13 protein-coding genes are annotated in these 13466 nt (G+C 72.4%); 5 read left to right on the top strand and 8 right to left on the bottom strand.

Features of this window, described 5'->3' with window-relative positions; translation table 11 throughout:
* Positions 1 to 14 precede the first annotated feature (14 nt).
* Positions 15 to 656, top strand: coding sequence for a hypothetical protein (locus QRT03_RS03175; RefSeq protein ID WP_286051028.1), 642 nt, complete (start codon positions 15 to 17; stop codon positions 654 to 656).
* Between the two features lie 91 nt (positions 657 to 747).
* A complete protein-coding gene (locus QRT03_RS03170; RefSeq protein WP_286051027.1) occupies positions 748 to 981 on the top strand; it encodes a hypothetical protein in 234 nt (77 codons plus the stop codon).
* Positions 982 to 1008: 27 nt separating this feature from the next.
* Here the strand turns inward: QRT03_RS03170 and QRT03_RS03165 are convergent, their stop codons facing one another.
* The 4 genes from QRT03_RS03165 to QRT03_RS03150 are packed head-to-tail and all read right to left on the bottom strand — an operon-like array spanning position 1009 to position 5374.
* Positions 1009 to 2253, bottom strand: coding sequence for an ABC transporter ATP-binding protein (locus QRT03_RS03165; protein WP_286051026.1), 1245 nt, complete (start codon positions 2251 to 2253; stop codon positions 1009 to 1011).
* A gap of 27 nt (positions 2254 to 2280) precedes the next feature.
* Positions 2281 to 3114, bottom strand: a complete 834-nt coding sequence (locus QRT03_RS03160; protein WP_286051024.1) for a carbohydrate ABC transporter permease — start codon at positions 3112 to 3114, stop codon at positions 2281 to 2283.
* A gap of 5 nt (positions 3115 to 3119) precedes the next feature.
* Positions 3120 to 4064 (bottom strand): carbohydrate ABC transporter permease, encoded by a 945-nt coding sequence (locus QRT03_RS03155; RefSeq protein ID WP_286051023.1) that lies wholly within the window; start codon positions 4062 to 4064, stop codon positions 3120 to 3122.
* Entirely contained in the window at positions 4061 to 5374 is a 1314-nt protein-coding gene (locus QRT03_RS03150) for an extracellular solute-binding protein (RefSeq protein WP_286051021.1), read from the bottom strand. The genes QRT03_RS03155 and QRT03_RS03150 overlap by 4 nt, the downstream gene beginning before the upstream one ends.
* Before the next feature lie 199 nt (positions 5375 to 5573).
* On the opposite strand from QRT03_RS03150, the gene QRT03_RS03145 reads away from it, so the two are divergent.
* Both QRT03_RS03145 and QRT03_RS03140 read left to right on the top strand, forming a co-directional pair.
* Entirely contained in the window at positions 5574 to 6623 is a 1050-nt protein-coding gene (locus tag QRT03_RS03145) for a LacI family DNA-binding transcriptional regulator (RefSeq protein WP_286051020.1), read from the top strand.
* Positions 6620 to 7879: a DUF4032 domain-containing protein gene (locus QRT03_RS03140; protein ID WP_286051019.1), complete on the top strand. Its 1260-nt coding sequence runs from the start codon at positions 6620 to 6622 to the stop codon at positions 7877 to 7879. The genes QRT03_RS03145 and QRT03_RS03140 overlap by 4 nt, the downstream gene beginning before the upstream one ends.
* 80 nt (positions 7880 to 7959) lie before the next feature.
* Here QRT03_RS03140 and QRT03_RS03135 read toward each other — a convergent pair whose 3' ends face one another.
* A complete protein-coding gene (locus QRT03_RS03135) occupies positions 7960 to 9606 on the bottom strand; it encodes a glycoside hydrolase family 13 protein (protein WP_286051018.1) in 1647 nt (548 codons plus the stop codon).
* A 96-nt stretch (positions 9607 to 9702) separates the two neighbouring features.
* On the opposite strand from QRT03_RS03135, the gene QRT03_RS03130 reads away from it, so the two are divergent.
* Positions 9703 to 10086 carry an HNH endonuclease gene (locus tag QRT03_RS03130; RefSeq protein ID WP_286051017.1) on the top strand — a complete coding sequence of 128 codons (384 nt, stop codon included), beginning with the start codon at positions 9703 to 9705 and terminating at the stop codon, positions 10084 to 10086.
* A gap of 85 nt (positions 10087 to 10171) precedes the next feature.
* Here the strand turns inward: QRT03_RS03130 and QRT03_RS03125 are convergent, their stop codons facing one another.
* The 3 genes from QRT03_RS03125 to asnB form a co-directional block, all read right to left on the bottom strand.
* Positions 10172 to 10774: a TenA family protein gene (locus QRT03_RS03125; protein ID WP_286051016.1), complete on the bottom strand. Its 603-nt coding sequence runs from the start codon at positions 10772 to 10774 to the stop codon at positions 10172 to 10174.
* 183 nt (positions 10775 to 10957) lie between these two features.
* Entirely contained in the window at positions 10958 to 11788 is an 831-nt protein-coding gene (locus QRT03_RS03120; RefSeq protein WP_286051015.1) for an aldo/keto reductase, read from the bottom strand.
* 56 nt (positions 11789 to 11844) lie between these two features.
* Positions 11845 to 13413, bottom strand: coding sequence for an asparagine synthase (glutamine-hydrolyzing) (gene asnB, locus QRT03_RS03115; RefSeq protein WP_345783229.1), 1569 nt, complete (start codon positions 13411 to 13413; stop codon positions 11845 to 11847).
* Positions 13414 to 13466 lie beyond the last annotated feature (53 nt).

The raw sequence follows: 13466 nt of genomic DNA, 5'->3' as shown, positions 1-13466 counted from the left end.
CCGGGGACGCCGAGGTGCCGACGAGGGGCCGGCACCGCAGCCCCGACGCCACCGACGGCGGACCGGTGCTCGCCGCCGCGGCGCTGGTCGGGCCGCCGCGACACCGCCGGGCCCGGCCCGACACCGCCGACGACGGCCCGGGGCCGGGTGGGCTGCCGGCGCGGTCGCTCGCCCGGGTCGAGGCGGCCCGGGCCGCGGCGTCCCGGCCGGGCGTGGCCCGTCGGGACCCGTCCGCGGTGTCGGCCGCGGTGTCGGCCGTGCCCACGGCGCCGTCGCGGCCCGCGGAACCCACCGCACCCGTCGTCGTGACCGGGACGCCGACCGACGAGCCCGCCGAGGAGGCCGTCACCGACCTCGTCGCCCGCCCCGGGCGGAACGCGTTGCCGGACGGACCCGGCACCGGCGCGGCACCGGCGCTGGTCGGACTCGTCGTGTCCGTGGTGGCGCTCGTCGCGGCCCTGGTCACCGCCGTCGCCGCGGCGCGCGGGGCCTCCCACGTGACGTTGCTGATCGAGCTCGGGCTCGCCGTCCTCGGCACGGGGACCGCGGCGCTCGGTCTCGGCCGCCAGCGTCGGCGGCGTCGGCTGGCCGCGACCGGGGTCGTCGTCGGTGTCGCCGCGATCGCCGCCGGCGTGATCCCGCTGCTGACGCTCTGAGCGCCGGCACGTGATCAACGGCGGCGACCCCGTCGGGTGAAGCCCGCACGACCCGCCGTCAGGACCCCGCCGTGGCCGGCGTCCCACCGCCATGAGGTCCCGACGTGCCCGCCAGGTCGTCGCCGTCCTGCTGGTCGTGGCGGCGATCGCGTGGCTGCCGCTGAACCACGCGATCGAGGGACCGACCCTGTTCGTCATCGACGCCACGCACGGCGTCACGGCGGCCGACCTGATCTCGGTCGTGGTGTTCCTGCTCGCCCGGGTGCTGTTCCTGTCCGGGGTCCGGGTCCCGGCCCGGCGGGAACGGGCCCTCACGCCGCGCTGAGCGGGAGGGCCGTTCCCGGCCGGGGTGTCAGGCGGAGGCCTTCGCCCGCGCCCGCTCGACCTGGGCCTTCCGGTCCTCGCTCGCCTGCCGGGTGAGCTCGGCGCCCGCCTCGACGTCCCGCGTCAGGTTCTCGCCGCTCTGCGGGTCGAACACGTGGATCTTGCGGGTGTCGAACCAGAACTCGGCCTCGTTGCCCTCGCGGATCCGCGACGTCGAGTCGATCGACACGATCGCCTGGGTGCGCAGCTGGTCGCCGTCGAGCTCCTGGGCGAGCTCCTTGAGCTTCGCCGCCGCCTCCGGGGAGGACTCGTACGGGATGTAGGCGTACTGCGAGTCGCCCAGCCACTCGGTGACGTCGACCTGCGCGGTGAACCGCGCACCCTTGTCGAGCAGGGCCTCGTCGACCAGCGACGCGTCCTCGAACATCTCCGGACGGACGCCGACGAGCACGAGGTCCCGGTCGCCGACCTTCGACGCCCGGGTCTCGTCGAGCTGGATCGAACCGAACGGGGTGTCGAGCTTCCCGCCCGACGCCGACGCGGGCAGGAAGTTCATCGGCGGCGAGCCGATGAACCCGGCCACGAACAGGTTGGCGGGCTGTTCGTAGAGCTCCCGGGGGGACGCGACCTGCTGGATGATGCCCTTCTTGAGCACGCAGACGCGGTCGCCGAGGGTCATGGCCTCGGTCTGGTCGTGGGTGACGTAGACCGTGGTGATCCCGAGCCGGCGCTGGAGGCGGGCGATCTCGGCGCGCATCTGGCCACGGAGCTTGGCGTCGAGGTTGGACAGCGGCTCGTCGAAGAGGAACGCGTCCGCCTGACGCACGATCGCCCGGCCCATGGCCACGCGCTGGCGCTGCCCGCCGGAGAGGTTGGCCGGCTTGCGCTGCAGGTGCTCGTGCAGCTCGAGGATGTTGGCCGACTCCTCGACCTTGCGGCGCACCTCCTCGTCGGGGACCTTCGCCAGCCGCAGCGGGAAGGCGATGTTCTCGTAGACCGACAGGTGCGGGTAGAGCGCGTAGTTCTGGAACACCATCGACAGGTTCCGGTCGCGCGGCGCCTTGTCGTTGACGCGCGTGCCGCCGATGACCATGTCGCCGGAGGTGATGTCCTCCAGGCCGACGATCATCCGCAGCAGCGTCGACTTCCCGCAGCCCGACGGCCCGACGAGGATCATGAACTCCCCGTCGGCGATGTCCAGCGAGACGTCGTTGACGGCGGGGAACCCGTCGCCGTACCGCTTGACGATGTGGCTCATCTCGATCGCGGCCATGGCCAATAGTTCCTTTCGGAGAAGAATTCAGCCCTTCACGGCGCCGTTGGTCAGACCGGCGACGATGCGCCGTTGGAAGATCAGGACGAGGACGACGACGGGGATCGTCACGATCACGGCGGCGGCCGCGATCGGACCCGTCGGCGACTCGAACTGCGAGGCCCCGGTGAACAGGCCCAGGGCGGCGGGCACCGGTCGCGACGCGCTCGTCGAGGTCAGCGAGATGCCGTAGACGAAGTCGTTCCAGGCGAGGAAGAAGGCGATGATCGCCGTCGTGAACACGCCGGGCGCGGCGAGCGGCACGATCACCTTCCGGAACGCCTGCCACGGCGTGGCCCCGTCCACCTGGGCCGCCTGCTCCATCTCCCAGGGGATCTCGCGGAAGAACGCCGAGAGCGTCCAGATCGAGATCGGCAGGGTCAGCGACAGGTAGGGCAGGATCAGCCCGAGCCAGGTGTCGTAGAGCCCGATCTCGCGCCACAGGTTGAACAGCGGCGTCACGATGGAGATCACCGGGAAGATGGCGACGGCCAGCGCCGTCGACAGGATGAGCTTCTTGCCCCGGAAGTCGAGGCGGGCGATCGCGTAGGCCGCGAACATCGCGAGCAGACACGCGAGCGCCGTCGCGATGAGACAGATGCCGAACGAGTTCCGCAGCGCCGGCAGGAACAGTTCCGCCGCGTCCCCGGTCAGGATCGTGTCGTAGTTCTCCGACGTGGCCGTGGTCGGCAGGAACTCACCGTTCGAGATGTCCGCGGACGACTTGAACGACAGCGAGACGATCCAGGCGATGGGGAACAGGCAGTAGACGATGATCAGCAGGCCGCCGATCCCCCAGCCGACCTTCTCCCGTGTGGACATGGCGCTCACTCCCCTCGGGCCTGCGACAGGTCGACCTTGAAGCCCTTGACGAACAGGGCGCAGATCAGGACGACCGAGATGAACAACAGCACCGACACCGCCGACCCGAGCCCGATCTCCAGGCGCGCGATCGTCTGCCGGTAGGCGAGGAACGAGAGCACCTCGGTGCCGTTCGCACCCGCCGTCATGACGTAGACCGAGTCGAAGACGCGGAAGGCGTCCAGGGTCCGGAACAGCAGGGCGACCATGATCGCCGCCTTCATGTTCGGGATCGTCACCTTGCGCATCCGCTGCCACCAGGTCGCGCCGTCGACCTTCGCGGCCTCCTGCAGCACCTCGGGCACCTGCGCGAGGCCCGCGAGCAGCAGCAGCGAGATGAACGGCGTGGTCTTCCAGATCTCGGCCAGACAGATCACGAAGATCGCCGAGCCCGGGCTGCCGAACCAGTCGGTGTCCGGCGCGACCCCGAGGAAGGAGAACCACGAGTTCACGAAGCCCGAGTCCGGCGCGAACGCGAACTGCCACGCGAACGCCGAGACCACGGTGATCACCGCGTAGGGGATCAGGATCGCGGCCCGCAGGACCGGACGCAGGCCCTTGAGCGCCTGCACCATCACCAGCGCGAGGGCGAACCCGAGGACGAGCTCCACCGCCACCGTCACGACGGTGATCAGCACGGTCACGCCGAAGGCGTCCCACCACACCGGGTCGGTGAGGATCACGCCGTAGTTCGTCAGCCCGGTGAAGGACCGGTTCGCGGGGTCGGTGAGCCGGTAGTCGAACAGCGACTCGTAGAAGGCCTGCAGGATCGGGTAGGCGGTGACCAGCAGCATCACCGCGAACGCCGGTCCGGCGAGCATCCAGGCGAGGCGGGCCTCGGACCGGGACTTGTCGCTCGCCGCGTGCTTCGGGGCCGTCGGGGCGGCCGGACGGTCCTGGATCGCGGTCACAGCAGCCTGTCCTTCCGCAGCACGCCGAGGATCAGGTCCTGGGCCGCCTGGTTGGTCGGGCCGGGGACGATCGCCTCCGGCGGGTGGAACGTGCGCTGCAGCCCGCCGGACACCTCGGCGTAGTACGCGGTCTGCGGACGCGGCTTGGCCTGGGTCAGCGACTGCAGGATCACCGGCGCCATCGGGTACTTCGCGAGGACGGCGGGGTCGGAGTAGCTCGCGACGCGCGCCGACGGGTTGCCGTTGCTCTCGAAGTAGTAGGCGGTGTTCTGGGCGCTGGTGATGCACTCCGTGGCCGCGTACGCGAGGTCGGGGTGCAGGCTCGAGTGGCCGACGCCGAGGTTGATACCGCCGTAGGGCGGGGCCGACGGCAGGTCCGGGCGGACCGACGGGAAGAGCGTCCAGCCGTAGTCGTTCGGCACGTCGGCGGGGACGGAACCCTCCTCCGCGGCCTTCGTGACCTTGGACCAGACGAACGGCCAGTTGACCATGAACGCGGCCTCGCCGGCCTGGAGCGACTCGGAGTTCGCGTCCTCGTCCGCGGTCGAGAAGGCCGGCGGCGCCGCCGGGGACTTCGCCAGCTTGCTCATGATCCGGGCCGCCTCGACGGCGGGCGGGTCGGTCAGGCCGAGCTGGACGAGCTTGGGGTTGGACTCCCCGGGGTTGGTGATGATCTGCCCGCCGCCGGAGCGGATGAGCGCGTTGGTCCACACCATGAGGGACTCGGCCCGCTTGCCCTGCGCGGCGACCTTGGTGCCCTTCGCGACGGCGGCGTCGATGATCTGGTCCCAGGTGACCGGCCTCGTGAGGTCGAGCCCCATGTCGGCGACGAGCGACTTGCGGTACCAGAGCAGCTGGGTGTTCGCCCAGAACGGCACCGTCACGAGCTGGCCCTGCCAGGACGCACCCTCGATGGCCGACGGCACGACGCCCTCGCTGACCCGCGCGGCCGTCCCCGGTGGCAGCGGCGCCAGGAAGCCCGCCTCGGCGAACTCCGGGATGTAGGGCGGGTCGAGGCTCATGATGTCGATCGACGAGTCGTTCGCGGCGAGGCGGCGGACGAGCTCCTGACGCTGGTCGCCGGAGTCGCGGGGCAGCGTGGACGTCGCGATCGTGTACCGGCCGCCGGCGGCGTCGGTGCACCGCTTCGCGATCTCGGCCTGGCCGCCGTCGTCGGGATTGATGTACCAGGTCAGGGTCGGCGGGCCGACCGGCCCGCTCGCACACCCGCCGAGCAGGGCCAGCACGGACAGCACCAGGACGGCCGCGGCCGCTCCGGATCGTCCCCGCCGCCACCGTTGGAGGCGCATCACCGTCTCTCCTCGCAGCCGTCGTCCGCCGTCGTGAAAGCGCTTGCGGTGGAACTTTGGTGACCCAGGTCTCAGGTGTCAAGCGTCCGAACGGCACAGAAGGACGCAGACGTCACCCACCGCACCAGCTCCGGTGCTCAGGGCGATCTGCAGGATGATCGATCCGGAAGCGCTTGCGGAACCCTCTAGGCTGAGTGACGTGGTTCACCATGGTGGACGGACCGGCGCGGCCGGCGGGGCAGGGCTCGACGACGTCGCCCGGCTGGCGGGCGTGTCCCTGTCGACCGCGTCGCGGGCGCTGAACAACCACCCGCAGGTCGCGGCAGCCACCCGCGAGCGCGTGCTCGCCGCCGCGGCGGGACTCGACTACGTCGTGTCGCCGGACGCGTCCCGGCTCGCCGGCGGCAGCTCCCGGGCGCGGGTCGCCGTCGTCGTGCCGCACCTGTCCCGGTGGTTCTTCGGGCGGCTGCTCGAGGGGCTCGAGGTCGGCCTGCGCGGCGACGATCCCCGCGGCGTGGACCAGCTGCTGTTCCTGGTCGGCGACGTGGCCGGGCGCCGGGCGTTCTTCGAGGACCTCCCGGCCCGACGGCGGGTCGACGCGGCCGTCGTCGTCGGGTTCGAGGTGGACGAGGCCGAACAGCGCCGGCTCGAGCTGCTGGGGGTGTCGATCGTGTCCGCCGGCGGGCCGTCCGAGCCGTTCCCGTCGGTCACCGTGGACGACCACCGGGCCGGACGGCAGGCCGTCGACCACCTCGTGCACCTCGGCCACCGGCGCATCGGGATGCTCGCCACCCTCGATCCCGCCGACCGCGGCCCGGACCGCCGGACGCAGGCCTACCGGACCGCCCTCGTCGACGCCGGGGTCCCCGACGATCCCGAGCTCCTCGTCCGGGTCGCGTTCGGCGCCCCGGGGGGTGCCGACGGGATGAGCCGGCTGCTCGGTCTGCGCCGCCCACCGACGGCGGTCTTCGCCTACTCCGACGAGATCGCCGCCGGCGCCGTCCGGACCCTGCGGCGGGCCGGCCTGCGGGTGCCCGAGGACGTGTCGGTGGTCGGGATCGACGACCACCCGATCGCCGAGCTCCTCGACCTCACCACCGTCGCACAGCCGGTCCACGAGCAGGGCGTGGTCGCCGGGCGGATGGTGCGGACGCTGCTGGCGGGCGGCGAGCCGCCCCCGTCGCGCGTCCTGCCCACCCAGCTGGTGCTCCGCGGCACGACCGCGCCCCCGCGGGAGGCGGCGCCGTGACCGACCCCGAGCTGCGGCTGCGGCGGCCGTCCCCGCAGCTGCTGGCCCTGCCCTGGGAGGTCCCTCTGGTCGAGTGGGACCCGGACCGGGTCGCGCTGCGCGAGCTCGCCGTCGGGCCGAGCCGGCATCTCGTCCGCTTCGTGGTGGCCGACGGCGTCCTGTGGGCGATGAAGGAGCTCCCGGTCCGGCTCGCCGACAAGGAGTACGCGGCCCTGCGGCGGATGGAGGCGATGGGGCTGCCGTCGGTGCGGGCCGCCGGCCTCGTCGTCCGGTCGGTCGCGGAGGACTCGGCGGTGCTGGTCACACGCTTCCTCACCGGCTCGTGGCAGTACCGCCGGCTGTTCGCCCGCCTTCCCCCGGACCGCGCCGCGCACCGCGCGCGCCTGCTCGACGCGATGGCCGGCCTGCTCGTGGAGCTGCACCGGCACGGGGTGTTCTGGGGCGACTGCTCGCTCGCGAACACCCTCTTCTCCCGCGACGGGCAGGCCCTCGCCGCCCAGCTCGTCGACGCCGAGACCACCGAGATCCACGAGACGCTGTCCGACGGGCAGCGGCAGCACGACCTCGACATCCTCGTCGAGAACGTGGCCTCGGGGCTGATCGACGTCGCCGCCGAGCTGGGGCGGCCCCCCGAGATCGAGCCGCGTCTGATCGAGGAGGCCCTGGGCGTGCCGGAGCGCTACCGCGCGCTGTGGGACGCCCTGCACGCCGAGCCGCAGTTCGCGTTCTCCGACCGGTACCGGGTGGAGAGCACGGTGCGCGGCCTCGAGGAGCTCGGCTTCGTGGTCGACGAGGTCACGCTGGCGCCGGTCGACGGGGGCGGGGTGCGGCTGCGGGTGGGGGTCGGCGACCGCCGGTTCCACGCCCAGCGGCTGCGCGAGCTGACCGGGCTCGACGTCGGGGAGGGGCAGGCGCGGGTGCTCCTCGGCGACCTGCAGGCCCACCGCGGGGCGCTCGCCCGCGAGCAGGGGCGTGCGGTCAACGAGGACGAGGCCGCGCCGAGCTGGCTGCACGACGTGCTCACCCCCGGCATGCGCCGCGCCCACGCGGCGGTGGGGCACGTGGGGACGGCGGTGCAGGCCTGGTGCGACCTCCTCGAGGTGCGCTGGCTGCTCTCCGAGAACGCGGGCCACGACGTGGGCACCGACGCGGCGCTGGAGGCCCTCGCCGAGAAGGCCCCGACCGACTCGGCCGCCCGGGCGCTCGTCGCCGACACGGCGAACGATCTGCCGGTGGTGGGCCCCCGCCCGGAGTGAACGAACGGCACTCTCGCGCACGTAGAAGCTGCGAGGGTGCCGCTCGTTCACCACGGGGCCGCTCGAATCCGGGCGGCGCCTCAGTGGGCGGCGAGCCAGACGGCCGTGTCGGGCGGGAGCCGCCGGTCGTCGAGCGGGCCGCTGGCCAGCAGCACGCCGTCGTGGTCGGGCAGGTCGACCGGGGCGTCCGACAGGTTGACCACGCAGCAGAACGCCGGCGACCGCCGGAACACCAGCACCGCGTCCCCCGGGGCGGACTCCCAGCTCAGGTCGCCCTCGCCCAGGGCCGGGTGCCGACGTCGGGTCGCGAGCGCGGCCCGGGCGAGCTCGAGGAACGAGCCGTCCACCCCGGTCTCCGCGTCGACCGCGTAGGCGCCGAACCAGTCCGGCTGCGGGAGCCAGGGGCGCGCCCCGCCGTCGGGACCGAACCCGTACGTCGAGCCGGACGCCGTCCACGGGATCGGCACCCGGCACCCGTCGCGCCCCCGGTCGGTGTGCCCGGAGCGCTCCCAGGTCGGGTCCTGCAGGGCGTCGTCGGGGATGTCGTCGACCTGCGGCAGGCCGAGCTCCTGGCCCTGGTAGACGTACATGCCGCCGGGCAGCGCGGAGTAGAGCAGGAACGCGGCGCGGGCACGGCGGACGCCGAGCTCGACGTCGACCGGGTCGGACTCGTCGAAGGTGACGTTGCCCCGACGGTCGGTCGCGGGACGGCCGTAGCGGCTCGGGGCGCGCACGACGTCGTGGTTCTCCAGCACCCACGTCGCCGGCGCGCCGACGGCGTGCAGGTACCCGGTGGTCGTGTCGATGGCTTCCCGCAGCGCGGTCGGGTCCCACGGGGCGACGAGGTAGTCGAAGTTGAACGCGGTGTGCAGCCGGCCCGACGCGACGTAGCGCGACAGCCGCTCGGGGCTCGGCGTCCAGGCCTCCGCGACGAACATCCGGGAGCCCGGGTACTCGTCGGCGATCCGGCGCCACGACTCGTAGACGTCGACGACGGCCTCGCGGTCGACGTACGGGTGCTGCCCGGAGCCCACCGAGGTACCGCCGAAGTCGTGCGGGTCCTCCAGGTCGGGGAGGTCGACGTCCTTGACCAGACCGTGGGCGACGTCGATGCGGAACCCGTCCACCCCGCGGTCGAACCAGAAGCGGAGCACCGCCTCGAACTCGGCGGCGACGTCGGGGTCCTCCCAGTTCACGTCGGGCTGCCCGGGCGCGAAGAGGTGCAGGTACCACTGCCCGTCCTCGACGCGCGTCCACGCCGGCCCGCCGAAGTGCGAGAGCCAGTTGTTCGGGGGCTCCGCACCGTCGGGACCCCGACCCTCGCGGAACACGAACCGCTCGCGGGCCGCCGACCCGCGCCCGGCGGCGAGCGCCTCGACGAACCACACGTGGTGGTCGGAGAGGTGGTTCGGGACGATGTCCGGGATGATCCGCAGCCCGTACTCGTGGGCGTCGGTGATCAGCTTCTCCGCGTCGGCGAGCGTGCCGTACGCGGGCTCGATGGCCCGGTAGTCGGCGACGTCGTAGCCGGCGTCGGCCTGCGGGGAGGCGTACCACGGGTTGATCCACAGCGCGTCGACGCCGAGGTCGCGCAGGCAGGGCAGCCGGTCCCGCAGGCCGGCGAGGTCCCCGATCCCGTCGCCGTCGCCGTCCGCGAAACTGCGGATGTAGACCTGGTAGATGACGGCCTCGCGCCACCACGGAGCCTCGGAGGTCTCGGGAGTCACGACGTCGAGCGTACGGGTCGTGACGGGGCGGACCGCAAGCGCTTGCGGCGAACGAGGACAGGCGATCTCGTGCTCGGCGGGGGATGCTGGAGGGCGATGCGACAACCCGGTCGGGCGGCCCGTCTCGTGGCCGCGCACGCGCGTGACGGGTCGACGTGCCTGTGGTGCGGGCGCCCGCTCGACGGGCGGGTGACCGCCACGACCGACCACGTCATCCCGAAGGTCAAGGGCGGGCCGTCGTGGTTGGAGAACGAGGTCGCGGCGTGCCGGCGGTGCAACGGTGAGCGGGGGCACCGGGGCGCGGTGGACTGGCTCGAGGAGTGCGAACGACGCGGGTGGACCCCGGACGTCGGGCGACTCGCCCGCGTCCTGGACGACCTGGAGGCCGCCATCGCCGACCGCGGTGGTCAACGGCGCGCCCGCCCGCACCTCGACGCCCAGCGCCGCCGGTTGGCGAAGCGGACCGACCGGGCGGCCTGAGGGGCCGGCTCGGCTCCGCGAGGTCGACACCACGCAGGTCCCGGCGCCCGGGAACCTGCGCCACGTCGCACTCGCGGCCGGCCGGTCAGCCGTAGGCCGCGTCGAAGAACGCCCGCTCCAGGTCGACGGCCCGCGCGAAGACCGCCTCGTCCGCGCCGACCCGGTCGACCTCGGTCCGGAGGAGCGCCACCCAGGCGGCGAACGCGGGCCCGCGGTGCAGCTCGATCCACTCGGCGTGCAGCCAGTCGGTCGGCGCGGGGTCGGGGCGGTCGGCCCAGTCGAGGTATAGCCACTCCGCGACCAGGAGCACCGTCATGATCGTCGCGTACTCCCCGGAGCGGCGGGCGGACTCCATCAGCGTCAGGAATCCCGCCGTCGGGGGCAGCGGCTCGACCGGCCCGGCCGCATCGAGGCGCGCCAGGGCACGCGTGAAGTAGTCGTCCTCGTCGCCCGCGACCAGACCGAGCTGCCGGGCGACCGCCATGCGCGCCCCGGGCTCGTCCGCCGACGACACCGCCGCACCGAGCAGGGCCACGAACGCGTCGAGGAACAGCGCGTCCTGGGCCAGGTAGCGCGCCATCACCGCGTCGTCGACGGTGCCGGCCCACAGCTCGTCGACGAACCGGTGCCGCACGGCCGCGTCCCAGACCTCGGCGTGCCGGTGGCGCAGGTCAGCACTCGTGATCATGGCGACCGACGATGCGGGTTCTCTGCCACTGGATGCAAATCAAGGGGAGCACGCCGATAGGGCTCTGCTGCCACCGGCGGGTGGTGCGGACATGGATCGGCCCGGACACCGACGTGGGGGCGACGGCGGTGCCCGGGCCGATCAGGGGTCCTCCTCGACGAGGGAGTGCGAGGAGGACAGGCCTCAGCGGTCGAACTGGTCGGGGTCCGGACCCAGGCGCTCGGCCCGCTCGAGCTCGGCGATCGACGACATCTCCTCGTCGGACAGCTCGAAGTCGAAGATCTCGAAGTTCTCCTGGATGCGCGACGGCGTCACCGACTTCGGGAAGACGATGTTGCCGAGCTGGATGTGCCAGCGCAGCGTCACCTGCGCACCGCTCTTGTCGTGCTTCTTCGCGATGCCCTCGATCGTCGGCTCGTCGATGACGCCCTTGCCCTGGCCGATCGGGCTCCAGGCCTCGGTGGCGATGCCGTGCCGCTGGTCGTACGAGCGCATCGCCATCTGCTGCAGGTGCGGGTGCAGCTCGATCTGGTTCACCGCGGGGACCGTGTCGGACTCCTGGGCGAGCCGGTCGAGGTGGTGGTCCTGGAAGTTGGACACCCCGATGGAGCGGGCCTTGCCGTCGGCCGCGGCCTCCTCGAAGCCCTTCCACGTGTCGACGTAGAGGTCCTTGCCGGGGAGCGGCCAGTGGATGAGGTAGAGGTCGACGAAGTCGAGGCCGAGCTTCTGGAGGCTCTCGTCGAGTGCCTTCTGCGCGTCGAGACGCCCGTGGTTCGAGTTGTTGCACTTCGTCGTCACGAAGATCTCGCCGCGGTCGATGCCGGACGTCCGAATGCCCTGGCCGACCTCGGCCTCGTTGCCGTACATCTGGGCGGTGTCGATGTGGCGGTAGCCGATCTCCAGCGCCTTCTGCACGGTCTCGGCCGTGTCCGACGGGTCGATCTGGAAGACGCCGAACCCGAGCTGCGGGATGGTCGCGCCGCTGTTGAGCTCGATGCCGGGAACGTTGGTCATACCTGCGCATACCCGGGCGCGTCGCGGCGTCAACCGCGACGCGCCCGCGGATCGCGTCACGCCGTGGCGAAGGCCCCGAGCGTGGCGTTCGGCTTCACGCCGGAGAACGACCGGTACCACGTCCGGTAGTACGCGATCTCCTCGTCGCTGCGCAGATCCCACCCGTTCTCGACGGCGGGTGGCTCGGCGCCCTGCGCGCCCTCCTTGGCCTTCTCCTTCTCGACCAGCTTCGCCAGGACGTCGCCGGCGCCGGAGCCGTCGCCGAACTGCTCCTTGCCGCGCCAGAGGATGTCGTCGAGGACCATGTCCTGGAACGCCTCGCGCAGCAGCTGCTTCTCGGTGCGTCCCTCGCCCATGAGCTTCCACTCGGCCGGGATCGCGAGCATCTCCTCCATGACGGTGGCGTCGAGGAACGGCACGCGGGCCTCGAGGCCGTAGTTCATGGTGGTGCGGTCGCAGCGCTGCAGGTTGAGCTCGTGCAGCGTCTCGATCGAGCGGACCAGTTCGGCCTGCAGCGCGTCCGGGGTGGCGAAGGCCGGGTCGGTGTGGACGTAGCTGTAGCCGGCGAAGAGCTCGTCGGCGCCCTCACCGGTGAGCACGACCTTGACGTGCTTGACCGCCTCGCGGGCGAGCAGCAGGTTCGGCACGGCCGAGCGGACCAGGGCCGGGTCGAAGTGCTCGATGACCGTCACCGCCTCGTCGAGGGCCTCCTCGAGGTCCTCTGCGGTGGGCACGATCTCGTGGTGGTCCGTGCCGAGGTACTTCGCGACGGCCCGCGCGGCGAGCAGGTCCCCGCTGCCCTCGGTGCCGACGGCGAACGTCGGCAGCGTCTCGCCCTTCTCGGCGGCGACCTTCGCGGCGACCGCGGCGACGATCGCGGAGTCCAGGCCCCCGGAGAGGAACACGCCCACGGGCACGTCGGACATCATGTGCCGGCGCACCGAGTCCATCAGGACCATCCGGACGTGCGAGAGCACGGCCTCGTCCCAGTCCTTGTCCGGCGCGTAGCGCGCCGGGCGGACGTGGACCGGAACCGCGTCGGCGAAGCGGACCATCGTGCCGTCGGCCACCTCGGTACCGGGCAGGCCCGGGCTCCAGACGTACCCGGGCGGGAAGGCCTCGACGAAGGGCTGGTCGGCCTCGTCGAAGGCGCGCAGCTCGGAGGCGAACAGGGTGACCCCGGGCAGCTTGGCCCAGTAGAGCGGCTTGATGCCGATCGGGTCGCGGGCGACGACGCCGTGCCCGTCGGTGTGGGCCATCGCGAGCGCGTACATCCCGCGCAGGTCGTGCAGCGCGGCCGAGCCGTCCCGCAGGACCAGGCGGAAGGCCGACTCGGTGTCCGAGTCGGTGGCGAAGCGGACCTCGGAGAGCGCCTCCCGGATGTCCTCGTGGTTGTAGATCTCGCCGTTCCCGACCACGTAGGCCGAGTCGGTCTCGTCGGCGATGGGCTGCTTGCCGCCGGTCACGTCCATGATCGAGAGACGCTGGTGGCCGAGCCACGCGTTCTCCAGCTGGATCCGACCGGAGTCGTCCGGGCCCCGGTGGTTGATCCGGGCGAGCATGCGCTCGCACTTGTCGGGGTCGATGTCACCGTACGCAGCGACGATTCCGCACACGAGCGTCACGCTTCCTTCGTCAGGGTGCCTGACCACAGATACACGGGTGGCTCCCGCGACGC

The organism is Actinomycetospora termitidis, assembly GCF_030286555.1.
Lineage (GTDB): Bacteria > Actinomycetota > Actinomycetes > Mycobacteriales > Pseudonocardiaceae > Actinomycetospora > Actinomycetospora termitidis.
This window is presented reverse-complemented; position numbering and strand designations above follow the sequence as displayed.